Source organism: Agromyces mariniharenae (assembly GCF_008122505.1).
GTDB classification, from domain to species: domain Bacteria; phylum Actinomycetota; class Actinomycetes; order Actinomycetales; family Microbacteriaceae; genus Agromyces; species Agromyces mariniharenae.
Genome location: NZ_VSSB01000001.1, coordinates 1,909,488 through 1,933,717, shown reverse-complemented (window position 1 = coordinate 1,933,717; position 24,230 = coordinate 1,909,488). Strand labels below are relative to the sequence as shown.

23 protein-coding genes are annotated in these 24,230 nt (G+C 72.2%); 14 read left to right on the top strand and 9 right to left on the bottom strand.

Annotated features, from left to right (window positions below; all coding sequences use genetic code 11):
- Nucleotides 1–4: 4 nt before the first annotated feature.
- Complete coding sequence (locus FYC51_RS08895; RefSeq protein WP_238476276.1) at nt 5–1,423, bottom strand: FAD-binding oxidoreductase; 1,419 nt, start codon at nt 1,421–1,423, stop codon at nt 5–7.
- Nucleotides 1,424–1,493: 70 nt separating this feature from the next.
- On the bottom strand, nt 1,494–1,889 hold the full coding sequence (locus FYC51_RS08890; RefSeq protein ID WP_148733213.1) for a UBP-type zinc finger domain-containing protein: 396 nt from the start codon (nt 1,887–1,889) through the stop codon (nt 1,494–1,496).
- 257 nt (nt 1,890–2,146) lie between these two features.
- Here FYC51_RS08890 and FYC51_RS08885 point away from each other — a divergent pair, with 257 nt between their 5' ends.
- A complete protein-coding gene (locus tag FYC51_RS08885; RefSeq protein WP_187432647.1) occupies nt 2,147–2,467 on the top strand; it encodes an SHOCT domain-containing protein in 321 nt (106 codons plus the stop codon).
- A gap of 69 nt (nt 2,468–2,536) precedes the next feature.
- On the opposite strand, the gene FYC51_RS08880 is transcribed toward FYC51_RS08885, so the two are convergent.
- Nucleotides 2,537–3,106, bottom strand: a complete 570-nt coding sequence (locus tag FYC51_RS08880) for an EXPERA domain-containing protein (protein WP_222863223.1) — start codon at nt 3,104–3,106, stop codon at nt 2,537–2,539.
- 80 nt (nt 3,107–3,186) lie between these two features.
- Nucleotides 3,187–3,564 carry a cupin domain-containing protein gene (locus tag FYC51_RS08875; protein WP_148733211.1) on the bottom strand — a complete coding sequence of 126 codons (378 nt, stop codon included), beginning with the start codon at nt 3,562–3,564 and terminating at the stop codon, nt 3,187–3,189.
- 254 nt (nt 3,565–3,818) lie between these two features.
- Here FYC51_RS08875 and FYC51_RS08870 point away from each other — a divergent pair, with 254 nt between their 5' ends.
- The 5 genes from FYC51_RS08870 to FYC51_RS08850 all read left to right on the top strand — a co-directional run bounded on the left by FYC51_RS08870 (nt 3,819) and on the right by FYC51_RS08850 (nt 7,366).
- On the top strand, nt 3,819–4,157 hold the full coding sequence (locus FYC51_RS08870; protein WP_148733210.1) for an ArsR/SmtB family transcription factor: 339 nt from the start codon (nt 3,819–3,821) through the stop codon (nt 4,155–4,157).
- Nucleotides 4,154–4,618, top strand: a complete 465-nt coding sequence (locus FYC51_RS08865) for an SRPBCC family protein (RefSeq protein ID WP_148733209.1) — start codon at nt 4,154–4,156, stop codon at nt 4,616–4,618. The genes FYC51_RS08870 and FYC51_RS08865 overlap by 4 nt, the downstream gene beginning before the upstream one ends.
- Entirely contained in the window at nt 4,618–5,181 is a 564-nt protein-coding gene (locus FYC51_RS08860; RefSeq protein WP_148733208.1) for a dihydrofolate reductase family protein, read from the top strand. The genes FYC51_RS08865 and FYC51_RS08860 overlap by 1 nt, the downstream gene beginning before the upstream one ends.
- A 98-nt stretch (nt 5,182–5,279) precedes the next feature.
- Entirely contained in the window at nt 5,280–6,599 is a 1,320-nt protein-coding gene (locus FYC51_RS08855) for a sensor histidine kinase (RefSeq protein WP_238476275.1), read from the top strand.
- Nucleotides 6,596–7,366, top strand: a complete 771-nt coding sequence (locus FYC51_RS08850) for a response regulator (protein WP_148733207.1) — start codon at nt 6,596–6,598, stop codon at nt 7,364–7,366. The genes FYC51_RS08855 and FYC51_RS08850 overlap by 4 nt, the downstream gene beginning before the upstream one ends.
- A gap of 31 nt (nt 7,367–7,397) precedes the next feature.
- On the opposite strand, the gene FYC51_RS08845 is transcribed toward FYC51_RS08850, so the two are convergent.
- A complete protein-coding gene (locus FYC51_RS08845) occupies nt 7,398–8,756 on the bottom strand; it encodes an MFS transporter (protein WP_148734208.1) in 1,359 nt (452 codons plus the stop codon).
- 297 nt (nt 8,757–9,053) lie between these two features.
- Between FYC51_RS08845 and FYC51_RS08840 the strand changes: the two genes are divergently transcribed.
- From FYC51_RS08840 to FYC51_RS08815, 6 genes are all read left to right on the top strand, one after another.
- On the top strand, nt 9,054–9,938 hold the full coding sequence (locus FYC51_RS08840) for an ABC transporter ATP-binding protein (protein ID WP_148733206.1): 885 nt from the start codon (nt 9,054–9,056) through the stop codon (nt 9,936–9,938).
- A complete protein-coding gene (locus FYC51_RS08835; protein ID WP_148733205.1) occupies nt 9,935–11,155 on the top strand; it encodes an ABC transporter permease in 1,221 nt (406 codons plus the stop codon). Before FYC51_RS08840 ends, FYC51_RS08835 begins: the two co-directional genes overlap by 4 nt.
- Nucleotides 11,156–11,267: 112 nt before the next feature.
- Nucleotides 11,268–12,308, top strand: coding sequence for a hypothetical protein (locus FYC51_RS08830; protein WP_148733204.1), 1,041 nt, complete (start codon nt 11,268–11,270; stop codon nt 12,306–12,308).
- A 93-nt stretch (nt 12,309–12,401) separates the two neighbouring features.
- Nucleotides 12,402–13,757, top strand: a complete 1,356-nt coding sequence (locus FYC51_RS08825) for a chaplin family protein (RefSeq protein WP_148733203.1) — start codon at nt 12,402–12,404, stop codon at nt 13,755–13,757.
- A 136-nt stretch (nt 13,758–13,893) separates the two neighbouring features.
- On the top strand, nt 13,894–14,973 hold the full coding sequence (locus tag FYC51_RS08820) for a threonine aldolase family protein (protein ID WP_148733202.1): 1,080 nt from the start codon (nt 13,894–13,896) through the stop codon (nt 14,971–14,973).
- Between the two features lie 164 nt (nt 14,974–15,137).
- Nucleotides 15,138–15,731: a nitroreductase family protein gene (locus FYC51_RS08815; RefSeq protein ID WP_148733201.1), complete on the top strand. Its 594-nt coding sequence runs from the start codon at nt 15,138–15,140 to the stop codon at nt 15,729–15,731.
- Nucleotides 15,732–15,811: 80 nt separating this feature from the next.
- Here FYC51_RS08815 and FYC51_RS08810 read toward each other — a convergent pair whose 3' ends face one another.
- Nucleotides 15,812–18,859 (bottom strand): hypothetical protein, encoded by a 3,048-nt coding sequence (locus tag FYC51_RS08810; protein WP_148733200.1) that lies wholly within the window; start codon nt 18,857–18,859, stop codon nt 15,812–15,814.
- Nucleotides 18,860–19,044: 185 nt separating this feature from the next.
- On the opposite strand from FYC51_RS08810, the gene FYC51_RS08805 reads away from it, so the two are divergent.
- Nucleotides 19,045–19,674 (top strand): DUF2510 domain-containing protein, encoded by a 630-nt coding sequence (locus FYC51_RS08805; RefSeq protein WP_148733199.1) that lies wholly within the window; start codon nt 19,045–19,047, stop codon nt 19,672–19,674.
- Nucleotides 19,675–19,684: 10 nt separating this feature from the next.
- Here FYC51_RS08805 and FYC51_RS08800 read toward each other — a convergent pair whose 3' ends face one another.
- From FYC51_RS08800 to FYC51_RS08790, 3 genes are all read right to left on the bottom strand, one after another.
- A complete protein-coding gene (locus FYC51_RS08800) occupies nt 19,685–20,158 on the bottom strand; it encodes a heme-degrading domain-containing protein (protein ID WP_148733198.1) in 474 nt (157 codons plus the stop codon).
- On the bottom strand, nt 20,155–21,204 hold the full coding sequence (locus FYC51_RS08795; protein WP_148733197.1) for a zinc-dependent alcohol dehydrogenase family protein: 1,050 nt from the start codon (nt 21,202–21,204) through the stop codon (nt 20,155–20,157). Before FYC51_RS08795 ends, FYC51_RS08800 begins: the two co-directional genes overlap by 4 nt.
- 67 nt (nt 21,205–21,271) lie before the next feature.
- The gene (locus tag FYC51_RS08790; RefSeq protein WP_148733196.1) at nt 21,272–22,828 is read right to left on the bottom strand and encodes a carboxylesterase/lipase family protein; all 1,557 of its coding nucleotides are present in this window, start codon (nt 22,826–22,828) and stop codon (nt 21,272–21,274) included.
- Nucleotides 22,829–22,919: 91 nt separating this feature from the next.
- Between FYC51_RS08790 and FYC51_RS08785 the strand changes: the two genes are divergently transcribed.
- Nucleotides 22,920–24,212: an MFS transporter gene (locus FYC51_RS08785; protein ID WP_238476274.1), complete on the top strand. Its 1,293-nt coding sequence runs from the start codon at nt 22,920–22,922 to the stop codon at nt 24,210–24,212.
- The last annotated feature ends 18 nt before the right edge of the window (nt 24,213–24,230 follow it).

The window sequence follows — 24,230 nt, the reverse complement described above, 5'->3', positions numbered from 1 at the left end:
GAGGCTACGCCGGGTAGGCCTTGCCCGGGTTGAGGATCCCGAGCGGGTCCAGCGCATGCTTGATCGCGCGATGCAGCTCGATGACGCGATCGCCGAGCTCCGCTCGCGCGCCGGGCACCTTCAAGAGGCCGACGCCGTGCTCGCCCGTGACCGTGCCGCCGAGCTCGCGGCAGTCGTCGACGATCCGATCGAACGCGAGCTTCGCCCGCGCCTTCGCGTCGTCGTCGCCCTCGGGCGCGATGATCAGCGGATGCAGGTTGCCGTCGCCCGCGTGCGCGATGTTCGCGATCACGACGTCGTTCGCGGCGGCCGTCGCCTGGATGCGCGCGAGCATCTCGGGCACGCGCCCGCGCGGCACGCAGATGTCCTCGGTGAGCACCGGCCCGAGCCGCTCGAGCGCCGGATAGGCGAGGCGCCGGGCGAGGAAGAGCCGGTCCGCGTCCGCGGCATCCGCTGCCTGCTCGACCGACATCGCCCCCGCCTCGGTCATGATGCGGGCGACGGATGCCGCGAGCTCGTCGCCGGCCGCGCCGACCTCGTCGACCCGAGCGAGCAGCATGGTGTCGGCGCCGTGCGGGAGGCCGAGGCCCTGCCAGGCGTCGACCGCCTCGATGCAGGTGCGGTCGATGATCTCGAGCGCCGACGGCACGATGCCCGCCGCGGTGATCTCGGCCACCGCGACGCCGGCTGCGGTGAGCGAGCCGAAGGAGCCGACGATCGCCCGGTCCTCGCGCCCGCCGAGCGGCAGCAGCCGCAGCGTCACCTCGGTCACGATGCCGAGCGTGCCCTCCGACCCGACCATGAGCGCGGTGAGGTCGTACCCGGTCACGCCCTTCGCCGTGCGTCGGCCGAGCGACACGACGTCGCCGTCGGCGAGCACGACGCGCAGTCCCAGCACGTAGTCGCGGGTCACGCCGTACTTCACGCAGCAGATGCCGCCCGCGTTCGTCGCGACGTTGCCGCCGATGGTCGAGATGCGGTAGCTCGCCGGGTCGGGCGGGTACCAGAGCCCCTGCTCGGCGACGGCCTCGCGGAGCGTGTCGTTGATGACGCCGGCCTCGACCTCGGCGTACCGCTCGGCGGCGTTCACCTCGAGGATGCGGGTCATCCGCTCGAGCGACAGCACGATCGACCGCGCCATCGCGTTGGCGCCGCCCGAGAGCCCGGTGCCCGCACCGCGGGGCACGACGCGCAGGCCGGATGCCGCGGCGAGCCGCACCACGGCCGAGACGTCCTCCTCGCGCTCGGCGAGCACCACCGCGAGGGGCGGCTCGAACGGCGCCCACTCGGCGTCGTCGTGCGCGTAGGCGTCGAGCGACGCGGCATCCGCCAGCACCTGGTCGGCGCGCAGCATCCGTCGCAGGTCCTCGCGCACGACCGCGGGGTCGACCGCGCCCGCGTCGACGGCGGTGTCGATGCCCATGCGGATGCTCCTCGCGTCGGCGGCCGTCGTCGGCCGTGAGCCCATTCTGCGGGAGCCGGCCGCCCGCCGACTACGGTCGCGCGCGTCGTCGCAGGTGCGGCGGCAGCTCGCGCACGGCGTGCAGGCGGTGCTTCCAGTCCCGCGGCACGCGGTCGCGCGGCGCGGGCGAGCCCTGCTCGACCGGGCGGCTGCTCGGCGGCGCGAGCGCCGGGCCGGTCACCTCCTGCGAGGAGGCGTAGTCCCAGAACCAGTCCTCGCCCGGCTCGAACGACTGCGCGATCGGATGCCCCTGCTCGCGCGCGTGGCGCGAGGCGTGCTGCTCGGGCGAGCTGTCGCAGCATCCGACGTGCCCGCACTGGGTGCACCGGCGCAGGTGCAGCCACCACGTGTCGCCGGCGAGGCACTCGACGCAGCCGTCGCCGGTGGGCGGCACGTCGGGGTCGATCGCCGGCGTCTCGTCGGTCATGGCAGCAGGCTAGCCCCGCCCGAGGCCCGCCCGCTGGCGCCGCGGTGAACTCGGATCGATCGCTCTTCCGCAGCGGCTCGCGCCGGTGCTAGCCTGCCGCTCACCCTGGGAAGGAGGAGGTCGCTCGGTCGAGGTCCGCCTCCGTCCGCGCGCCGCCCGACGGAGCCAGGACCGAAGAGACGGAGGTCTGCAGCGTGGACAACTTCTGGGATCTGTTCTGGTGGTTCCTGTGGGTGTGGGTGTTCGTCGCCTACCTCATGGTGCTCTTCTACATCGTGGCCGACCTGTTCCGCGACCACACGTTGAACGGCTGGTGGAAGGCCGTGTGGATCATCTTCCTGATCTTCTTCCCGTTCATCACCGCATTGGTCTACATGATCGCGCGCGGTCGCGGCATGGCCGAGCGCTCCGGGCGCGAGGCGGCGCAGATCCGGACGGCGCAGGACGACTACATCCGCTCGGTCGCGGGCGCGAGCGCGAGCCCGACCGACGAGATCGCGAAGGCGAAGGCGCTGCTCGATGCCGGCACGATCGACGAGACCGAGTTCCAGGCCCTGAAGGCGAAGGCGATGGGCTGAGGCTCCGGCCCGGTCTTCGAGCGTCGAGGCCCGCGTCCCCGTGTCGGGGCGCGGGCCTCGCGCGTGCAGTCAGAACCTCCGGGCGAAGGGGAGCGGCTTCCGCATGCGCACGAGCAGCAGGATCGGGATGAGCACGTACGGCAGGTTGAAGGCGAGGAACTTCACCGGGTTCGGCGTGATCCACTCGGGCTCGCCGAAGAACTCGACGCCGAACACGACGACCCCGGTGATCGTCGCGATCATCGTCGCGTAGATCACGCTCGGCAGCTGGATCCGGTTCCAGCCCCGGACGAGCGAGATCACGAGCAGCACGGAGAACACCGGGTAGACGAACGCCGACAGCCCGGTGACGATGCGCATCCACACGGGCGGATCCATGAACAGCGGATCGGTGTCGTGCGCGTACCACCAGTTCGCGTTCACCAGGAAGTTCGGCGACGGCTGCGAGAAGTCCACGCCGAGCGTCGGCAGCATGTCGCTGATCATGCTCGTCACGGTGAACAGCGAGAACACGACGATGAAGAACCAGTCGAGCGGCCGCTGCCGCAGCGGCAGGTTCGGCGGCCGGCACGGGTCGGCGCCGGCGCCCGCTCGGGCGGCGGCGTTCGGGGCGTGGGCGTCGGTCGACGGCGCGGTCATGCGCATGGAGCGTAGCGGGTCGTGCGCCCGGGCGGCATCGCTCGTCCACATGGACGCCGGCCGATCGGATGCCGCGGCAGCTAGTCGTCGAGCTCGCGTAGCGTCGCGGTGCGGGCGCTCGGAGTGTCGCCCGTGTTCACGGTTCCCTGCGGCTCGATGAGCAGCGCCGACACCTCGCCGTCGGCACGCGGGCAGTGCTCCACGCCGCGCGGCACGACGTAGACGTCGCCCGGACCGAGCTCGACGTCGCCGCCGTCGGCCTCGCGCCGCTGGATCACGAGCCGCCCCGAGATCACGAGGAACAACTCGTCGGTGTCGGGATGCGAGTGCCAGGTGAACTCCCCCTGCGCCTTGAACACCTTGACGTCGTAGTCGTTCACGCTGGCGAGGCGTCTCGGCGACCACGGCTCCGCGAATGAGTCGAGGGCGGCCTGCAGGTTGCGCACGGGTCCGGTCATGACCCGATCATCGCGGATGCCGCGGGCCCGCGGCATCCGAATGCAGGACGAATCGACGACCCGACGGCGTGTCGGACCCGTCCGCTCGGCGTGCCGGCCGGAAGTTCCTTCGTTCGTGGCAACGAACGAGCCGGTTCATGGCCGAGGGTGCGGGCGGGCGAGCGAACACGGGAGAGGCGACTGGCACGAGAGGGTTGACGCGGCATCCGACTGGACCTATGGTTAAGGAAATCATTACATAAGGAGTTGCTTACATGGCAGCCGCGGACGACGAGCTCAGCCTCGTGTTCCAGGCGCTCGCCGATCCGACGCGACGCGCGATCCTCTCGCGTCTGCGCGTCGGGCCGACGACCGTCGGGGAACTGGCCGAGCCGTTCGCGATGAGCCGGCCCGCGATCTCGCAGCACCTCAACGTGCTCGAGCGGGCCGGGCTCATCGAGCGCACCGCGCACGCGCAGTGGCGCACCTGCACCCTGCGCACCGAGCCGCTCGACGAGGCATCCGAGTGGGTCGAACGGCACCGCGGCGAGTGGAACGAGCGGTTCGACCTGCTCGACCGGCAGCTCCGCCGCATGAAAGGGGAGACCTCATGACCGAGCGCACGCAGGAGGCGCAGTTCACCATCACCCGCGTCTTCGACGCACCCCGCGAGCTGGTCTGGCGAGCGTGGACCGAGTCGGCGGATGCCGCTGAATGGTGGCATCCGCGCGGCATCGAGATCAAGGAGGGCAGCGTCGCGATCGACGTCAGGCCCGGCGGACGGTACGCCTATACGATGGTGAACCCGGCCGACGGGGAGGAGTACCCGACCGTCGGCGTGTACCGCGAGGTCGACCCGCCGAGGCGGCTCGTCTTCACGTGGGCGTCGCCCGGCGATCCCGACGACACCGCGCCGCTCATCACCGTCGACCTGCGCGAGCTCGAGGGCGACCGCACCGAGATGCTCTTCCACCTGAGGGGGATCCACGCCGAGCCCGGCGACGAGGACGTCTACGACGGGTGGGACTCCGCGTTCGACCTGCTGGCCGAGCAGCTCACCGCCAGGGCGCGCTGATGGGCCGCCTCATCGTCGAGCAGGTCGTGACCGTCGACGGCTACGCCGAGGACGCCGACGGCGGGATCTCGTTCTTCGGCGCGATGGACGCCGACCTGACGCCGAACGAGCCCGGGCAGCTCGAGCTGCTCAGGCGGGTCGACGCGATCCTGCTCGGCCGCCGCACGTACTCGATGTTCGCCGACTACTGGCCGAAGGCCGACCCGGCCGTCGAGCCCGTGGCCGAGCCGATCGCCCGCCTGCCCAAGTACGTGGCGTCGAACACGCTCGACGTCGCGCCCTGGGGCGACGGCGCCATCGAGGTGCTGCGCGGGGACGCGGCAGAGTCGGTCTCGGCGCTCAAGGACCGCGCCGGGTCGATCATCGTCTGGGGCAGCCTCACGCTGACCGACGCGCTGTTCGCGGCGGGCCTCGTCGACGAGCTGCGGCTCCGCGTCGTGCCCGCGGTCATCGGGGCCGGCCGCTCGTTCACGCCGTCCGGCCTCGGCGAGCGCCGGCTCCGGCTCGACGACGTCGTCACCTACCCGGGCGGCCTCGTGACCATGCAGTACGCGGTGCGGTGAGGGCGGGGGTCGCGAGGCAGGAGGCGGACGACGCGGGCGCGCGAGACATCCGTCGCGTGACGGATGCCGCGCCCCGCCGCCGCGGCTAGCGTGAACGGGTGACCGCCGCAGCATCCGCCGCCTCGCCCGTCGTCGACGGCGTCGAGTGGGTGCGGCCCCGGCCGACGCCGGCGCAGCGGCGCAACGACCTGCTGCTCGCGCTGGTGCTCCTCGGCGGCACGCTCGGAAGCACCGCGCTGTACCGCGCGGCCGGCGTCGCCGACGGGGCGCCGTACTGGCACTCGGCGATCTGGGCCGCGACGATGTCGCTGCCGCTCGCCTGGCGCCGCGTCGCCCCCGAGGTCGTCGCGATCACGGCCTCGGTCGCGTTCTTCGTCGGCGCGATGGCCGAGATCGGCGAGCTGCTGTTCTCGAACATCACGCTGTTCATCGCGATCTACACGCTCGGTGCGTGGGGGCGCAGCCGCCGGATCGCGCTGCTGGTGCGCGCCGGCATCGTGCTCGGCATGTTCGTGTGGCTCATCTGGGGGCTCGTCGTCGCGGCGAACGCACCCGACCACCTGCCCGAGATGTCCCGCGAGGGCGGCCTCGTGTCGCCCTACGTCGCGTACGCGCTCATCAACGTGGTCACGAACCTCCTCTACTTCGGCGGCGCGTGGTACTTCGGCGACAACGCCTACCGTTCGGCGCGCGAGCGGGTCGCGCTCGAGCAGCGCACCGAGGAGCTCGCCGCCGAGCGCGAGCGCACGCGCGAGCAGGCGGTCGCGATCGAGCGGCTGCGCATCGCCCGCGAGCTGCACGATGTCGTCGCGCACCACGTGTCGGTCATCGGCGTGCAGGCGGGAGCCGCCCGCCGGGTGCTCGCCCGCGACCCTGACGAGGCTGCGGCATCCCTCACGGCCATCGAGCACAGCGCGCGCGAGGCGGTGGCCGAGCTCCACGGCCTGCTCGGCACCCTGCGGCAGGGCGACGGCGAGGGCGATGACGGCGACACGGACGCCCCAGCCGAAGCGGCCCCGCACGGGCTCGCCGACCTCCCCGGGCTCGTCGCCGAGTCCTCCGCCAGCGGCGTCCCCACGACGCTCGGCGTGATCGGCACGCCGCGCGAGACGAGCGGCGTCGTCGGCATCACGGCGTATCGGCTCGTGCAGGAGGCGCTGACGAACGTGCGCAAGCACGCCGGCGTCGGCGCCACCGCCGACGTGCGCGTGCGCTGGGCCGATGACGAGCTCGAGCTCGAGGTCAGCGACACGGGAGCGGGATCGACGGTCGCCGCCCGTTCGGGCGGACTCGGCCAGGCGGGCATGCGCGAGCGGGTCTCCGCGGTCGGCGGCGACCTCGAGCTCGGCGCGCGGCACCGCGGCGGCTACCTCGTGCGCGCGACGCTGCCGCTGCGTCGCGCCGGGGCCGTGTCGTGACGATCAGGGTGCTGGTGGTCGACGACCAGGCGCTCGTGCGCGGCGGCTTCCGCACGATCCTCGACTCTGAGCCCGGCATCGAGGTCGTCGGCGAGGCCGCCGACGGCGCCGCCGCGATCGCCGCCGTGACCGCGCTCGACCCCGACGTGGTCTGCATGGACGTGCAGATGCCCGGCGTCGACGGCCTCACCGCCACCCGGCGCATCGTCGCCGAGCACGGCGACCGCCCAGCCGTGCTCGTGCTCACGACGTTCAACCGAGAGGACTACCTCTTCCAGGCGCTGGAAGCGGGTGCGAGCGGGTTCCTGCTCAAGAACTCCAGCCCCGAGCAGCTCATCGATGCGGTGCAGGTCGTCGCACGCGGCGACGCGCTGCTCTCGCCCGACGTCACGCGCAAGGTCATCCAGGCGGCCGCGGCGCGCGGCGCGACGGCGACGCAGCCGACGGATGCCGCGAGCACCGCGCCGTCCGAACCGTCTGCATCGACCGCGTCCGCCCGCCCGGCACCGACCGCGCCCGCCCGGCACGCGGCATCCGACGCCAGACCCGTGCCGCCCGAGCTGGCGTCGCTCACCGAGCGCGAGCGCGAGGTGCTCGAGCTCCTCGCCGAGGGCCGCTCGAACGCCGAGATCGCGTCGCGCCTCTGGGTCGGAGAGGCGACGGTGAAGACCCACGTCTCGAAGGTGCTGCAGAAGCTGGGCCTGCGCGATCGCGTGCACGCCGTGGTGTACGCGTACGAGCACGGCGTCGTGCAGCCCGGCGCCTAGCCGCGGACCGCTCGACCCGGAGTGCCGCGGCTCAGCGACGCGGGTCTGCGGCCGCCTGCTCCTCCGCCCCGGGCTCGGGTGCGGGCACCGACTCGGTGGTGCCTGCGTACTCCGCGGAGAGCAGCCGGTACGACTTCGTCGTGAAGGCGAGCAGCGCCAGCACCACCATGATCAGGCCCGCGAAGAAGAACACGAGGGCGATGCCGCGGGCGTCGCCGTCGCCGAGCAGCCAGCCCCACGTCGCCTGCCCCTGCTCGGACTCCATGTACGGGATGATCCAGAACTGCGCGATCGGCGCGATGAGGAACGCGGTGACGGGCGCCGCCGCCGACTCGACGGCCGCGGCGAACCCGAACACGCGACCCTGGCGCTGGAACGGCACGACCTTCTGGATCACGGTCTGCTCGGACGCCTCCACCACGGGGATGATCGACATGTAGGCCCAGATGCCGAGGGCGTAGAGGAGCCACCACTCGCGGATCGTGAAGAACGCACCGAGCACGCCCATCGCGATCACGACGAGCAGCATCGTGCGGATCGGGTTCCTGCCGAGGCCGAACTTCGCGATCGCGAGGCCGCCGATGATGAACCCGGTCGCGGTGACGCCGAGCACGATGCCCCAGACCTCCACGGAGAAGATCGTGAGGCCGTAGGGGTCCATGAGCGCCATGTAGACGCCGCCGATGAGGTTGTTCAGCGTCGAGAACAGGATCAGCGCGAACAGCCCGGGCGCGTTCCGCACCGCCGCGACGCTCCCGCGGAAGTCGATCGTCGGGGCTCGCTCGCCCTCGGGCGGCTCGGGGCGCGGCTCGGGCACCTTCAGGAAGAGCAGGTGCACGAGCGCCACGAGCGTGAGGGCGATCGCGATCACGAGCGTCCACCCCATGCCGAGCAGCCCGATCGCGAGGCCGCTGAACACGCTCGTCACGATGAACGCGACGCCCTGGACCGTGCCGACCATGCCGTTGGCGTTCGCGTGGCGCTCCTCGGGCACGAGCAGGGTGACCGTCGTGGACAGCGCGATGTTGCGCATGTGCTCGACCACCGAGCCGAACAGGATGACGCCCGTGAACGCCCAGAACCACGGCCCGCCCAGGTCGAGGAGCGCCGATTCGGGCTGCAGGAGGAAGAGCACGCCCGCGACCACGAACGACCCGAGCGTCACGAGGCTCGAGAAGATCATCACCTGGAGCTTGCGATGCCGGTCGACGATGGTGCCGAACAGCATCGCGAAGAACGCGATGAGCAGCATGTACGCGCCGCCGATGATGCCCGTGGCGAGCACCGATCGCGTCTCGAGGTAGACCCAGAAGGTCAGCGCGAACCACAGGAAGCTCGTGGTGACGTTCGCGATCGCGGTGTTGGCGAGCACCTGCAGGAACGTGCGCATGCCGTGCGGCGGCGGCTGCGGGCTCGCCGCTCGCCCGGTCGCCGCTCCGTCCTCGCGTTCAGCCGTCGCTTCGGTCGCTGCTGTCGCCCCCGCCTCGGGGACGTCCGTTCCCTCGGTCACCATGCGAGGGTAACCAGACCCGCCGACATCGGGAACCCTTGGGAGGACGAGGAGCCGGCGCGGCCGGCGCGGGTGGCGTCGCGAGACCCCGCGACCTCCGCCTCCCCCGCGCGGCGGAGCCCCCGAACCATCCGGCCGACGGATGCCGCGCCGTCGCGGCATCCGTAGCGTGTGGCCATGCTCGAACTCCACGACCTCACGAAGCGCTACGGCGACCGCCTCGCGCTCGACTCCGTGAGCTTCACGGTCGGCGACGGCCGGCTCACGGGATTCGTCGGCGGCAACGGCGCCGGCAAGACCACCGCCATGCGGATCGTGCTCGGCGTGCTCGCCACCGACTCGGGCACCGTGACGATCGACGGCGCCGCGGTCACCGCGACCGACCGCCGCCGCTTCGGCTACATGCCCGAGGAGCGCGGCCTCTACCCGAAGATGCGCGTGCTCGAGCAGACGGTCTACCTCGCGCGGCTGCACGGCTGGGCGCCCGTCGCCGCGCGCCGCAACGCCGCCGAGCTGCTCGAGCGGCTCGGCCTCGGCGAGCGCCTCGACGACACCGTGGAGTCCCTCTCGCTCGGCAACCAGCAGCGCGCGCAGATCGCCGCGGCCCTCGTGCACCGGCCCGAGGTGCTCGTGCTCGACGAGCCGTTCTCGGGTCTCGACCCGATGGCCGTCGAGACCGTGCAGTCGGTGCTGTCGGATGCCGCCGCGCAGGGCGCGCCCGTGCTCTTCTCCTCGCACCAGCTCGACGTGGTCGAGCGCCTCTGCGACGACCTCGTGATCATCGCCGACGGACGGATCCGCGCCGCCGGCTCCCGCGAGGCCCTCCGCGCGGAGCACGGCTCCGAGCGCTGGGAGCTGCTCACGACCGGCGACGCGGGCTGGGTGCGGGGCGTCCCCGGCGTCGACGTCGTGAGCTTCGACGGCGGCTGGGCCCTCTTCGAGGCGTCGACCGAGTCGGCGCGCCATGCGGTGCTCGCGGAGGCCGTCTCGCGCGGCGACGTCGTGAGCTTCGGCCGCGAGCAGACCACGCTCGCCCAGATCTTCCGGGAGGTCGTCCGATGAGCTCGAAGCTCGACACGCGCGCGGGTCGCGCGCCCCGTCCGGCGGATGCCGCGGCCGAACGCCGCGAGCCGCGCTTCACGGAGGCCGCCTGGCTGGTCGCCTCGCGCGAGGTCACGTCTCGCCTGCGGAGCAGGGCGTTCGTCATCTCGACGATCGTGCTCATGGTCGCCGTGCTCGCCTCGGTGATCCTGGGCTCCGTGTTCGCCGCGAACAGCGAGCCCACGAAGGTCGCCGTGGTCGGCGCGGCATCCGATGTGGTGGCCGGTGCGTCCACGCTCGAGCCGGTGCCGGCCGACGACCTCGACGCCGCCGAGGCGATGCTCCGCGACGACGAGGTGTCCGCGATCGTGGCGCCGACCGACGTCGTCGCGGCATCCGGCCTCGAGGCGACCTCGGACTCGAGGTCGACGGATGCCGCGGCCGCCGGCCTCGACGTCACGGTCATCGGCCTCGACCAGCTCCCCGACGACGTGGCCGAGGCGCTCGCGGTGGTCCCGCCGATGGTGGTGCTCGAGCCGGCCCCCGCGGACCCGCTCCTCGCCTACCTCGTGGCCTTCGCCTTCGGCATCGTGTTCTTCTTCTCGGCGCTCACCTTCGGGCAGACGATCGCGCAGTCGGTCGTCGAGGAGAAGCAGACCCGCATCATCGAGATCCTGCTCTCCACGGTGTCGGCGCGCGCCCTGCTCACGGGCAAGGTGCTCGGCAACAGCGTGATGGCGTTCGGGCAGATCATCGCCATCGGCGCGCTCGCGATCGTGGGCCTCGCCGTGACCGGCCAGCGGGTGCTGCTCGGGGGGCTCGGGGCATCCGTCGTCTGGTTCGTGGTGTTCTTCGTGGTCGGCTTCGTGATGCTCGCCGCGCTGTTCGCCGCGACCGCCGCGACCGTCTCGCGCGCCGAGGACATCGGATCGGTGACCACGCCCGTGACGATGCTCGTGATGATCCCGTACTTCCTCGTCGTGTTCTTCAACGACGACCCGACGGTGCTCGCGATCATGAGCTACGTGCCGTTCTCGGCGCCGGTGGGCATGCCCGTGCGGATCTTCCTCGGCCAGGCGGAGTGGTGGGAACCCCTGCTGTCGCTCGTGATCCTCATCGCCGCGACCGTGCTCGCGGTGCTCGTGGGCGAGCGGATCTACCGCTACTCGCTCCTGCGCACCGGCGCCCGGGTGCCGTTCTCGGAGGCGCTGCGGGGGGAGCGTCGCCGGCCGTCGTGACGGCTCGTCCGGGTGCATGCCGGCCACGAAACACGAGGAATCCTTTCGCGGGAATGGGTGGACCTGCACATGCTCCGGCAAGTACGGTCGGGAACAGGCAAGGGGAGGGCCAATGGCGACAGCGGATGCCGCACGGCAGGTGCCGTGGGTCCGCTACGCCCTCCTCGCCGCGGTCTTCGCCACGCTGTGGCTCGCGATCAGCCTCTTCGCGTCGTCGACGAGCGCCTCGGCCGACGAGCCCGAGCCGAGCGGGCTCCTCGGAGCGGTGGGCTCCGTCGTCGGCACCGCCACCGAGGTCACCGGCGCGGCCGGTGACACGCTCGGCGAGGTGGTCGACACCGTCGTCTCGCCGGTCGGCGAGGTGCTGCAGCCCGTCGTCGCGGCGGCTCCCGCGCCGGTGCCCGAGGCCGCTCCCGCGGTCGTCGAGACGGCGACGGATGCCGCGAACGCCACGGTCTCGAGCGCGAACACTGCGGTGGGCACCGTCGTCGACGGGCTCACCGGCACCGTCTCCGACGTTGCCGGCGGCGGCACGGTCGGCGCCGTCACGGCGCCGGTCACCGGGCTGCTCGACGGCGTGGTCGGCTCGGTTCCGATCGTCGGCGACCTCGTCGGCGACGACACCCTGGGTGGGGTGGTCGCCCCGGTCGCCGGCCTCGTCGACGGCACGCTCGGCGCCGTCGTGGGTTCGACGGGGGAACTGCCCACCGACGGCAGCGGGATCCTCCCGCAGCTTCCCGTGATCCCGCTGTTCCCGGGCGCCCCCGGGTCGCCGGGCACAGGAGGACCCGGCGTTCCAGGGCTGCCGGGTGACGGCTCGAGCGCGGCTGCCGCCGCACCGTCGGGATCCGGGCTTCCGGCGGGCACGACACGCTCGTCCCCGGCACCCGTCGCTGCCACGGCTCCGCCTGGCACGATCACGCCCTCCGGCGGCGGCCTGCCGCCCGGTGGCGGCGACCTCCCCGCCTCGCCCGCCGGCAACGGCGGCGGCTCGGGCGCGGCCGGTGCCGGCGGTGCCGGCGGGGCATCCGGAACCTCCGACGCGGCCTTCACCGCGTTCGGCCTCGACGCGCTCGCGTCGCTGGTGCTCAACTCGGTCGACGACGAACTCCCGTCGTCGCCGGTGTACGACACCGACACCACCCCTGACTGATCGGGGTCTGCTCCGCCTGCCGTCCGGCGGGTGGAGACGATCATCGCTCCCTGCCCGGGAGCGACATTCCGAATCCAGTCAGGAGGACTGAACATGAAGCGATTGGCCTTGAGGGCGCTGTACGCGACCCTCTTCGCCGGGGGGCTCACGCTCCTCGGAGCCGGCGTGGCGCACGCGTCCGAAACGGGCGGCGACGACGGCATCCTCTCCGGAACCCAGCTCGGGATCTCGATCGAGGCCCCGGTCACGGTGAGCGGCAATGCGATCTCCGTCATCGGGGACTCGCACTCGTCGGATGCCACGACCCTCGTCGCCACGGGCGGAGGATCCGAGCCCGTCGCCGTCACCTCGGGTGACGACGGCATCGGCTCGGGGACGCAGGCCCTGGTCGACGTCTCGGCGCCGGTGACGATCGCGGGCAACGCGATCTCGGTGATCGGCGACAGCTCGTCGAGCGACGCCTCCACGGCGGTCGTGACGTCGGAGCCGGCTGCGGCATCCGAGTCGACCGCGGCATCCGGTGGCGGGTCGGCGACGACGAGCGGCGAGGACTCGATCCTCGGCGGCACGCAGGCGCTCATCGACCTGTCGGCACCGATCACCGTCAGCGGCAACGCGATCTCGGTGATCGGGGACGCGACGGCGAAGGACGCCGAGACCCGGGTCGCCACCGGCGGCTCCGGCGACGGCACCGCCCACGGCGGCGACGCGTGGACGTCGGGCGAGGACTCCATCCTCGGCGGCACCCAGCTGCTCGCGGACCTCGACCTCCCGGTCACGGTCGCCGGCAACGCCGTCTCCGTGATCGGGGACGCCAGGTCGAAGGACGCCGAGACCCGGGTCGCCACCGGCGGCTCCGGCGACGGCACCGCCCACGGCGGCGACGCGTGGACCTCGGGCGAGGACTCCATCCTCGGCGGCACCCAGCTGCTCGCGGACCTCGACCTCCCGGTCACGGTCGCCGGCAACGCCGTCTCCGTGATCGGGGACGCCACGTCGCGCGACGCGACGACGGTGGTGACGACGGGAACCGGGGGCGGTTCCGCCACGACGGACGGATCCGACGGGCTGCTCGGGGGAACACAGCTCATCCCGGTCCTGTCCCTGCCCATCACGATCGGCGGAAACGCGATCTCGGTCATCGGCGACAGCACGACGGACGGGGCGACGACCGTCGTCAACCCGCCCGTCGACCCGGTCGACCCCGTCGACCCGGTGGACCCCGTCGATCCGACGGATCCGACCGACCCGACCGATCCGTCGAACCCGACGGGCCCGGGCGGCTCGGACGGCTCGACGGTGGCGTCGTCGCACGGGACGAGGGTGATCCCGGCCGCAGCGACGCTCGCCTCCACGGGCGCGAACGCCGACCTCGCGGGACTGGCCGTGCTGGTGCTCATCGCCGGCGCGGGCCTGCTCCTCACGAAGCGGTACTCACTCCACCGTTGATCGGATGAGGGCCCGGCGCCGCCCTACCGGCGCCGGGTCCCCTCCCCGCTCTCCAACACGGCTTCCGTGCCGTCGGCGGGCGGCCGCGGCATCCGCTCGGTTCGGCGGCCGAACGGCCGGATGGCAGGATGGTCCGGTGACCGACCAGCTCCACGACCCAGGCTTCCGCGGCTTCGCCTCCGACAACTACTCCGGCGTGCACCCCGAGGTGCTCGACGCGATCGCCGCCGCGAACGGCGGGCACCAGATCGCCTACGGCGAGGACCAGTACACTGAGCGCCTGCAGGCGGTGTTCGCGGGCCACTTCGGCGAGGGCGTCGAGGTGTTCCCCGTGTTCAACGGCACGGGTGCCAACGTGACGGGCCTGCAGTCGATGCTGCCCCGCTGGGGCGCGGTCGTCTCGGCGTCGACGGCGCACATCAACTCCGACGAGGGCGGCGCGCCCGAGCGCGTCGGCGGCATCAAGCTCCTCACCGTGCCGACGCCTGACGGCAAGCTCACGCCCGAGCTCATCGACCGCGAGGCGTGGGGGTGGGGCGACGAGCACCGCGCGCAGCCGCTCGTCGCGTCGATCACGCAGACGACCGAGCTCGGCACGGCGTACACCGCCGAGGAGATCCGGGCGATCGCCGATCACGTGCACGAGCGGGGCATGCGCCTGCACCTCGACGGCGCCCGGCTCTCGAACGCGGCCGCGTCGCTCGGGCTGCCGCTCCGCGCCTTCACGCGCGACGCCGGGGTCGACGTGCTGAGCTTCGGCGGCACCAAGAACGGCGCGCTCGGAGCCGAGGCCATCGTCGTGCTGAACCCCGAGGCATCCGAGGGCCTGAAGTACCTGCGCAAGCTCAACATGCAGCTCGCCTCGAAGATGCGGTTCGTCTCGGCGCAGCTCGTGGCGCTCCTCGAGGGCGACCTGTGGATCCGCAGCGCGTCGCACGCGAACGCGATGGCCCGACGGCTGCGCGACGCGCTCGACGCCGGCATCGCCTCTGGCGACCTGCCCGGCCTCGGCTTCACGCAGGAGACCCAGTCGAACGGCGTGTTCGCCACCCTTCCGGCGGGGGTCGCCGACCGGCTGCGCGACCGCGGCTTCAAGTTCTACGACTGGGACGCCTCACGCAACGAGGTGCGCTGGATGTGCTCGTTCGACACGAGCGAGGCCGACATCGACGACTTCGTCACCGGCATCCGCGAGGAGCTGCACGCCGCCGCCTGAGGTTCCGCCGGAGAACTCGGTTCCGAAGTTCCGAGGTTCCGAAGTTCCGAAGTTCCGGCTGCGTCTCGCTGCGGCATCCGGAATATCTCCAGCTTCCATGCGTTGGAATGGACTGGGTCGACGGCGCCCCGGCAACCGCTCCATCGCTCGAAAGCTGATCGCTCATGACCCTCGTCACCGACCTCACCTCCCGCAAGGCCGACACCACCGCGCCGCTCATCCACCCGCTCGTCGAGCGCTGGAGCCCGCGCGCCTACGACCCCACGGCCGAGGTCTCGACCGACGTGCTCCGCACCATCCTCGAGGCCGCCCGTTGGGCGCCGTCGGCGAACAACACCCAGCCGTGGCGCTTCATCGTCGCCCGCCGCGGCAGCGACGCGTTCACGACCGTGCACGACGCGCTCATGGGCTTCAACCAGGCCTGGGCCGACTCCGCCGCGGTGCTCATCGTGAACATCGCCGAGACCGCCGACGCCGAGGGCAAGCCCCGCCCCTGGGCACGCTACGACCTCGGCCAGGCCGTCGCGCACCTCACCGTCCAGGCGCAGCACGAGGGCCTGCACACCCACCAGATGGGCGGCTTCGACGGCGCCCGCATCGCGCAGGCCTTCGGCCTCGCCGACCACCTCGAGGTCGTCTCGATCACCGCGATCGGCGTGCTCGGCGACGTCGACGCGCTCCCCGAGCCCCTGCGCGAGCGCGAGGTCGCTCCGCGCATGCGCAAGCCGCTCGACGAGCTGGTCGTCGCGGGCGAGTAGCCCACCCCGCGGCGCCCGACGGCGTCGAGCGAACACGAGCGGATGCCGGACCCACCCGGGTACGGCATCCGCTCGTCGTTTCAGTGGAGGTATCCCTCGAGCGCCTGCACGACCGGGCGGCCGATCCCGCGAGCGCCGTCGAGCACCACGATGCGCTTCGGCTGCAGGCGGGCGAGTTCCGCCTCGACGACCGGCGGGATCGACGAGGGCGTCACGAGCAGCAGGGGGCCGTCGAGCGCGTCGACGGTCGGTGCCGCCCGGAGTCCGACACCGCTCGCCACGTAGACGACCTCGACGCCGGGCGCGAAGTGCTCGGCCGAGTACTGCGCGGATGCCGCGAACACGTCGACCTCCGCGTCCGATCGCGGCGCGCCCTTCGATGCCGCGATCGCCTGCGAGATCATGCGGCCGATGACGCCCGGCTCGGTCCGAACCACGAGCCGGCGCGGGCCGAGCTCGTCGAGCGCGTCATGGACGACAGCCGGGATGTCGCGCGTCGACGGCTGCTGGACCTCCACCGGCTCGCTCATCCGTGCCGTCGTGCGGTACCCGGTCTTCGTTCCGGTCACCTCGACCGTGACGGTGGTGCCGGCATCGGCGGCAGTCAGCTCGTACCGGTCGTCCTCCGCGGCGGGCACCGGCAGCCCGTCACGGAACCACTGGTACGAGAGCTCGACCGGCGCCGGCTCCCATGCACCGGCATCGGCCGCGAGCGTCGAGCCGACGGAGGGGTCGCCCGTCACGATCGGCACGGGCGCCGACGTCAGCTCCAGCTCGGGCTCGCAGGAACCCGGATCGGTGAGCCGGAAGGTCCACTGCGCCTGGCCCGTCGTGCCCCAGCCGTCGTCGAAGATCGCGGTGACCACGTACGGCTTCCCGACCTGGATGCCCCACGGCTCGCCGTCGAGCTGGTCGCCGAACGTCTCGCCCCACGACCACCAACCGTGCGGGAAGTCCTCGAGCTTCAGGTGCGCCGGAGCGTCGCACGTGGCGTCCGTGAACGTCGGGGCCGGAACCGGCACCGCCTCGAAGACCACGTCGGAGTCGAGTTCGAAGTCGAGCGCAGCGAACCCCGGCACGTACGGCTTCGCGTCGTCGATCCCCGCCGGCCACTTGGACCACTGCGAGCCGTCGCGGGCCAGGGCCAACGTGTGATCGGTGGGCGTCGAGTAGCGGACCTGCACCAGCTCGGAATCCCCGGGCGCCCACGTCGCGGCGTCGATCGTGGCCGTCATCACGCCGGACGTGGACGGATCGCCCACCCACCAGACGTACTGCTGTCGGCCGAACCCGTCCTCGAACTGGAAGGACATCCACGTCACCGGCGCGTCGGTCTCCCACGCGATCCGCAGCTCACCGCCGCCGGCGAGCACGTCGGCGGACTCCCGCGTGACCGAGATCACGGACGGCACCGCTGCGAGATCGATGTCCGAGTCGACCGTGAACGCGAGGTCGTCGAGCCCGCCCTCGGGGAGCGCCGCATCGGCGATCCCGCTCGGCTCGCGGAAGACGACGTCGCCGTCGGCATCGAGCGACATCGATCCACCGAGCCATCCGTACTCGACCCCGTCGAACACGGTCTCTCCGCCCGACCACGTGGCGGTGTCGATCTCCACCCTGACCACGCCCTCCGTCCGTCGCACGTTCTCGCCGCCCGACCACATCGACCACCACGCGGTGTGCTGGACCCCCAGCCCGTCCCGGAGGCGGAAGATGATCCGATCGAGCGGTCGATCGGCGGTCCACGCGATCTCGAGCGTCTCGCCGTCGGCGAGCACGTCGGCCGAGACGCGCGAGACGCTCGTCAGCGACGCGGGCTTCGTGAGGTCGACGCCGGAGCGCACCTCGAACGGCGCCACGTTCATCGCGTCCCGGGCGGAGGGCAGGTCGGCGTCGGGGTCGCTGATGCTGACCACGTCGCCGTCGGCGTTCAGCACCGCCCACTCGGAGCCCGTGCCCCACCCCCAGGTGTAGTTCAGCTCGTGAAGCTGCACCGGACCCGCGGCCCAGTCGGCATCCTCCACGACCGCCCGGCTCTCGCCGGTCGCCGACGGCGTGCTGCTCCACCCGGAACTGAGCACGTGGAGTCGGCCGATCGCATCGCGCACGGTGATGTTCACCGACGCGACGGGGCCGTCGAACGCCCAGCGCACGACCACCTCGTCGCCGTCGACCACCACATCCGGCGAGATCCGCTGTGCCGAGAGCAGCTTCGGGACCGCGCTCAGATCGACCTCGGACTCGACCGTGAAGGACAGGAGGTCCGTGCCCCCCGGCAGGGTCGCGTCGGCGAGGCCGTTGGGACTGCGGTTCTCGACGTCGCCGTCCGCACCGAGCGAGATCCATCCGCCGGCCCAGGTGTACTCGACGCCGTCGAATGCCGTCGCGCCACCCGGCCACGCCGACGTCAGCACCGGAACACGCGCCACACCTTCGGTCGAAGGCGACCCGGTCTCCGACTGCCAGGCCGACCACTCCGCGAAGTGGCGGCCGCCGAACAGGTCACGGAACCGGAAGCGCACGGACTGCAGTGGTCGATCGGCCTGCCAGGCGACCTCGGCGACGTCACCGTCGCGGAGCGTGTCCGCGGAGACGCGCGTTGCACTGGTGAGCATCGGCGGCACGGACAGGTCGACATCCGACCGGACCTCGAACGGCGCCACCCCGAGCCGATCGCCGGCGGGCGACACCGCACCGACGCCCTCGCTCTTCCAGATCACCGCACCGGTCGCGTCGAGCTGCACGGACCTCCACCCGCCGTCCGCCGCCGTCCAGGTGTAGTACAGGCCGCCGAACACGGACGTGCCGCCGGGCCAGGTGGCCGTGTCGACCACGATGCGGGCGACGCCGGATGCCGCACCGCCGCTCCCGACCCAGGCCGTGGCGTACTGGACACCCCCCAGGCCGTCGCGAAGGGTCACCATCACCGATTCGACGGGCGCGTCGAAGGACCAGGCGATGGCGACCTCGTCGCCGTGCGCGACGACGTCACCGGATTCTCGCTGGAGGGAGACCAGCTGGGGCGTCGAGTCCTCGACGGCGACGGCCTGGGCGGGCTGCAGCAGCGAGGAGGTCGTGAGGAGTGCGATGAGCAGTGCGACGAGCGAGGTAGGGCGCCGTCGAAGCACGGTCGTATTCAATTCTGTGGGGTTCCTGTCTGTTCGGGCAGGTGCAGCATATGTGCGCCCGTGATGCGGCGGATGCACCCCGTTCGGGGGACACGACGACGCGGCATCCGCTCGTTTCGTTGCACTGCTGTGACCGTGCGCGTCGCTAGCATGAGCCGACCCGAACGACCCGAACCGGAGGCTCGATGACGAACGACGTCGCCCTGCAGGCGCCCGCAGGCTGGTACCCCGACCCCTCGGATGCGTCGTCGCAGCGCTGGTGGGACGGCGCCCGGTGGACCGGCCACGTCGTCCCCGCCCTCCGGCCGTACGGAGAGCACCTCGAGCCTCAGCGGGTACCGTCGGGGACACTCGTCGGCACCGTCTGGATCTGGCTCGTGGTGGCCGTGCCGGTGCTCCCCGTGCTGCTCCTGTTCGGGTTCGACATGAGCGACTACATGCTTCGATCGATGACCGATCCGTCCGCCGTGATGCTGATGTACCTCGACCCGTGGTACCTGGGCAGCGTCGTGGTCGGTTGGGGCGCCTACGGCGCGACGGTGCTGTTCGCCTACTTCGACTACGCCGCTCTGGGCCGGCTCCGATACGCCCGGCGATTCCATTGGGCCTGGGCGTTCCTGTGGTCGCTCGTCTACGTGATCGGCCGTTCGGTCCTCGTACGCCGACAAGCCGGCCGCGGCTCGGCTCCGATGCATGTGGCGATCTGGTCGACCGTGCTCGTGTTCGTCACGACGATGGTCTGGTTCACGATGATGAGCGTGGAGGCGATGTCGGGCATCGTCGACGTCGCCGAGACCTACGGGACGCGGCTGTAGCGAGCGTCGCTCAGCTCGTGCGCCGCTCCAGGAGGTACGCGCGAAGGTGCTCCACGACGAGGTCGTGGTCGTCCTGCTGCGGCAGGCCCGAGACGCCGACCGCGCCGATGACGACGCCGCCCTCGAGGCGGATCGGCACGACGCCGCCATGTGCGGCGTACTCCCGCGGGTCGAGCCGCGCGTGCGTGTCGAAGTCCTCGCCGTTCGCGCGGAACGCCTCGCCGACGAGCAGCGACGCCTGCCCGAACCGCTCCACGACGCGGTGCTTGCGGTCGAGCCAGCCGTCGTTGTCGGCGCTCGCGCCGGGCAGCGCCGCGTGGAACACGCGCTGCGGCCCGAGCCAGATCGCGATCGCGACCGGCAGCTCGCGCTCGGCGGCGGCCGCGCGGAGCCGGACGCCGAGCTCCCACGCGTCGTCGAGCGTGAAGGCCGCGAAGCGCAGTTCGGCGTCCTCGGCCACGAGGCGGTCCTGAAGCTCGCTCATGGCCGCAGCAGCACCTTGATCGCGCGGCGCTCGTCCATGGCGGCGTACGCCGCTGCGGCATCGCGGAGCGGGAGTTCGAGGTCGAACACCCTCCCCGGCTGGATCGCGCCCGACAGCACGTCGGGCAGCAGCTCGTCGATGTAGCCGCGCACCGGCGCGACGCCGCCGCGGACGCCGACGTTGGTGTCGAACATCCGCCGCAGCGGAAGTTCGGGACCGCCGTTCGGCACGCCGACGAACCCGACCATGCCGCCGGGCCGCGCCGAGCGCAGCGCCTGGTCCATCGACTCCTTCGTGCCCACGCACTCGAGGGCCCGGTCGGCGCCGATGCCGTGCGTGAGCTCCCGGACCGCGGTGATCCCGACGTCGCCGCGCTCCGCCACGATGTGGGTCGCGCCGAACTCGCGGGCGAGGGCCTGGCGGTCGGGATGCCGCGACATCGCGATGATCGTCGTCGCCCCGAGCCGGCGCGCCGCGATGATCGCGCAGAGCCCGACGGCCCCGTCGCCGACCACCGCGACGGAGTCGCCCGGCGCGACCCCCGCGGAGACCGCCGCGTGGTGGCCGGTGCCCATGACGTCGGAGAGCGTGAGCAGCCCCGGCACCAGGTCGTCGGTGATCTCCTCGCGCACCGGCACGAGCGTGCCGTCGGCGAGCGGCACCCGGATCCGCTCGCCTTGGCCGCCGTCGGCGAAGCCGCCGAGACGGTCGTCGCTCCCCCACCATCCGCCGTGCAGGCACGACGTCGAGAAGCCGTTGCGGCAGTTGATGCACGTGTTGTCGCACACGTAGAACGGCGCGATCACGAAGTCGCCGACCCGGATGCGCTCGACGCGGTCGCCGATGGCCTCGACGACGCCGACGAACTCGTGGCCGATGCGGTGCGGCTCGCGAGTGGGGGTGACGCCCCGGTACGGCCAGAGGTCGGAGCCGCACACGCACGAGGCGACGACCTTCACGATCGCGTCGCCGCCGGTCGAGAGCACGGGGTCGGGCACGGTCTCGACGCGGATGTCGCGGGGTGCGTGGATGAGCGTGGCGAGCATGGTCCGAGCCTACGCGCGCAGCCCCCGCGTGAGCACGCCCGGACGGCACCCTGCACGGCGCCGCGCCTCACACGTGCGGCACGAACGCCTGCCACGCGAGCCGCTTCGCGCGTCGCGGATCCGACTCGACCCGGTCGACGCGGTCGAACACGAGCGTGCGTCGAGCGGCCTCGTCGTACCGGGGCCACGTGGGCTCGGGTGCACCGGATGCCGCGAACGCCGTCCAGTGCCGCTGCATCCGCCGCCCGACCTCGCGGAACATGCGGCGACCGCCGAGCAGCGTGAGCCCGACTCCGGTCCAGGTATCGAACTTCTCGAACAGCGCGAAGAGGTCGAGGCCGTGCGTCGCGTCGAGGCCGATGAGCCGTGCGATGCGGGGCGCGGCGTCGAACCGGTAGAAGTACACCGGGGCGTAGCGCGAGTGCCGCTCGCCCACCTTCACGGTCGGGAACCAGAACGTGATGTCCCCGCCGAAGTCGGCGGCCGGACGCGGGTCGGGCAGCCCCGGGTACTGCCGCTTGATCGCCTTGCGCGCCTTCTTGCGCGTGTTCGCGAAGATCGCGCGGATGCGCGGCTTCGTCGTGGGCAGGATGCCGATGCGGCCCTGGAACAGGGATCCCTCCCGGTCGTTCGTGCCGATGATGAGCGGGATCCGGTGGGCGCCGCCGTCGCGGAACGCGTCGAGCGGACGCTCGGGGAGGAACTCGCCGTCGATGACGGGCGCGAGGCTGAGGGTGCCGGGCCGCTCGTCGGGCGTCCGCAGGGAGAGCGCCGTCGTCGCCTCGGCGAGCACCGTCGCGTCGGCCGTGCGGAGCAGGAGCGACGCGCCTTCGGCCGAGTCGGCGAGGTCGTCGTGACCCACCATGCCGCCGAGCATCCGCACGTACTCGTCGGCGACGCGGGCGGCGACGGCGGCCGTGTACACGGCGGCGGACGGCGCGCTCTGCGCGATCGCCCGGGCGAAGAGCCCCTCGGTCGCCGGGACGGTCATCAGCGTCGTCACCGAGTTCCCGCCCGACGACTCGCCGAACAGCGTCACGTTGCCGGGGTCGCCGCCGAAGGCCCCGATGTTGCGCCGCACCCATTCGAGCGCGAGCACCTGGTCGCGCAGGCCGAGGTTGCACTCGAGCGGATGCCGCTCCGTCGCGTACCGGCGGAAGTCGAGCCAGCCGAGCGCGCCGAGCCGGTAGTTGAGGCTCACGTAGACGACGCCGTGCCGCCGCACGAGCAGCTCGCCCTGCCGGGGGTACTCGCCCGACGATCCCACGCTGTACGCGCCGCCGTGGATGAACACCATGACCGGGCGACCCTCGACGGGCTCGTCGGGCGCGATGACGTTGAGGCTGAGGCAGTCCTCGCTGCGCGCGAGGCCCGGGTGCGCGCCGATGAACTGCCCGCGACGGTTCTGCGGCGCAACGGGTCCGAACTCGATCGCGTCGCGCACGCCGTCCCACCCCGGTGCCGGTCGCGGCGCGCGGAATCGATGCTCACCGGCCGTCGAATCGCCGTACGGGATGCCCCGCCAGCTGCGCACCCCGCTCCGGCGGACCCCGCGCAGGGCGCCCGCATCGGTCTCGACCAGTCGCGGCTCCGCCCCCGTCGCGCGCCCGAGCAACTCCGGCATGCTCCGAGCCTAGGTCGTGAGCGGGCCGGTGTGCGAGGTGCTTGCCACGGCCGATGTGCGCGATGTCGGCGGCATCCGCCAAGATGTTGCAGTGATCGGCATCAGGACGTTCTGGAGCGCACTCCCCACCGAGGGTCGCTGGCTGCTGTCGACCGTCGCGATCCAGACGCTCGGCCGCGGGCTCACGCTGCCGTTCACGATCATCTACCTGCACGAGGTTCGCGGCTTCGAGCTCGACCTCGCCGGCGCGCTGATGAGCCTCATCGCGATCACCGGCCTCATCGTCACCGGACCCGGCGGCTCCCTCATCGACCGCTACGGCGCCAAGGCGGTGCTGCTCGTGGGGCTGACCGCGATGATCGCCGGGTGCACGCTGCTCGCCTTCGCGACCCACCCCGCGGTCGCGGCCGTGGCGCTCGTGCTCATCGGCGTGAACTTCGGCGTCTCCTGGCCCGGGTTCAACGCGCTCATCGCATCGGTCGTCGACGGCGACCTGCGCCAGCAGTACTTCGGCGTCAACTTCGCGCTCGTCAACCTCGGCATCGGCGTGGGCGGCATCATCGGCGGGTTCTACGTCGACGTGAGCTCGCCCGAGACGTTCACCGTGATCTTCCTCGTCGACGCGGCCACGAGCCTGATCCCGATGGCGCTGCTGCTCGGGCCGCTGCGCCACGTCCGCACGCAGCACGCGCCCGCCGACGACGCCCCGGCCTCTGGCGGCTACCGCGAGATCATCCGGCAGCCCGCGGTCCTGTGGCTCAGCCTGCTCACCTTCATCGCGATGTTCATCGGCTACGGGCAGATGGAGGCCGGCTTCCCGGCCTATGCGCGCCAGGTCGCCGAGGTGTCGACGCGCACGGTCGGACTCGCGTTCGCGGTCAACACGGCCGTCATCGTGCTGCTCCAGTTCACGGTGCTGAAGCGCATCAGCGGCCGCCGCCGCACGCGGGTGATGCTCGTGATGGCCGCCGTCTGGGCTGTGTCCTGGCTCATCCTGGGCGGGGCCGGCCTGCTGCCCGACACCCTGACCGCGGCGATCGGCGTGCTCGCGTTCATGGGCGTCTTCGCGTTCGGCGAGACCCTGCTGCAACCCACCGTGCCGGCGGTCTACAACGACCTCGCCTCCGACCACAACCGCGGTCGTTACAACGCCATCAACTCGGCGGCGTTCCAGGCCGGCGCGATCACCGGTCCGATCGCCGCCGGGATCCTCCTCGACCAGGGGCTCGACGTCGCGTACATCGCGGTGATGGTGATCGGCTGCCTGGTCATCGGCGTCCTCGCGATCGCGCTCGAACGCCGCATCCCGGCGAGCGCGAACGGCGTGACCGAACCCGTCGAGGTGCCGCAGGCGCCGCCGGTGCCGCCGGTGCCGCCGAGCTGACCGGGCCGCGGCATCCGT

What these genes read in the sequence shown, in the direction of transcription:
- FYC51_RS08895 (WP_238476276.1), bottom strand. Translation starts at nt 1,423, where the DNA reads ATGGGCATCGACACCGCCGTCGACGCGGGCGCGGTCGACCCCGCGGTC.
- FYC51_RS08890 (WP_148733213.1), bottom strand. Translation starts at nt 1,889, where the DNA reads ATGACCGACGAGACGCCGGCGATCGACCCCGACGTGCCGCCCACCGGC.
- FYC51_RS08885 (WP_187432647.1), top strand. Translation starts at nt 2,147, where the DNA reads ATGGTGCTCTTCTACATCGTGGCCGACCTGTTCCGCGACCACACGTTG.
- FYC51_RS08880 (WP_222863223.1), bottom strand. Translation starts at nt 3,106, where the DNA reads ATGACCGCGCCGTCGACCGACGCCCACGCCCCGAACGCCGCCGCCCGA.
- FYC51_RS08875 (WP_148733211.1), bottom strand. Translation starts at nt 3,564, where the DNA reads ATGACCGGACCCGTGCGCAACCTGCAGGCCGCCCTCGACTCATTCGCG.
- FYC51_RS08870 (WP_148733210.1), top strand. Translation starts at nt 3,819, where the DNA reads ATGGCAGCCGCGGACGACGAGCTCAGCCTCGTGTTCCAGGCGCTCGCC.
- FYC51_RS08865 (WP_148733209.1), top strand. Translation starts at nt 4,154, where the DNA reads ATGACCGAGCGCACGCAGGAGGCGCAGTTCACCATCACCCGCGTCTTC.
- FYC51_RS08860 (WP_148733208.1), top strand. Translation starts at nt 4,618, where the DNA reads ATGGGCCGCCTCATCGTCGAGCAGGTCGTGACCGTCGACGGCTACGCC.
- FYC51_RS08845 (WP_148734208.1), bottom strand. Translation starts at nt 8,756, where the DNA reads ATGCGCACGTTCCTGCAGGTGCTCGCCAACACCGCGATCGCGAACGTC.
- FYC51_RS08840 (WP_148733206.1), top strand. Translation starts at nt 9,054, where the DNA reads ATGCTCGAACTCCACGACCTCACGAAGCGCTACGGCGACCGCCTCGCG.
- FYC51_RS08835 (WP_148733205.1), top strand. Translation starts at nt 9,935, where the DNA reads ATGAGCTCGAAGCTCGACACGCGCGCGGGTCGCGCGCCCCGTCCGGCG.
- FYC51_RS08830 (WP_148733204.1), top strand. Translation starts at nt 11,268, where the DNA reads ATGGCGACAGCGGATGCCGCACGGCAGGTGCCGTGGGTCCGCTACGCC.
- FYC51_RS08825 (WP_148733203.1), top strand. Translation starts at nt 12,402, where the DNA reads ATGAAGCGATTGGCCTTGAGGGCGCTGTACGCGACCCTCTTCGCCGGG.
- FYC51_RS08815 (WP_148733201.1), top strand. Translation starts at nt 15,138, where the DNA reads ATGACCCTCGTCACCGACCTCACCTCCCGCAAGGCCGACACCACCGCG.
- FYC51_RS08805 (WP_148733199.1), top strand. Translation starts at nt 19,045, where the DNA reads ATGACGAACGACGTCGCCCTGCAGGCGCCCGCAGGCTGGTACCCCGAC.
- FYC51_RS08800 (WP_148733198.1), bottom strand. Translation starts at nt 20,158, where the DNA reads ATGAGCGAGCTTCAGGACCGCCTCGTGGCCGAGGACGCCGAACTGCGC.
- FYC51_RS08795 (WP_148733197.1), bottom strand. Translation starts at nt 21,204, where the DNA reads ATGCTCGCCACGCTCATCCACGCACCCCGCGACATCCGCGTCGAGACC.
- FYC51_RS08790 (WP_148733196.1), bottom strand. Translation starts at nt 22,828, where the DNA reads ATGCCGGAGTTGCTCGGGCGCGCGACGGGGGCGGAGCCGCGACTGGTC.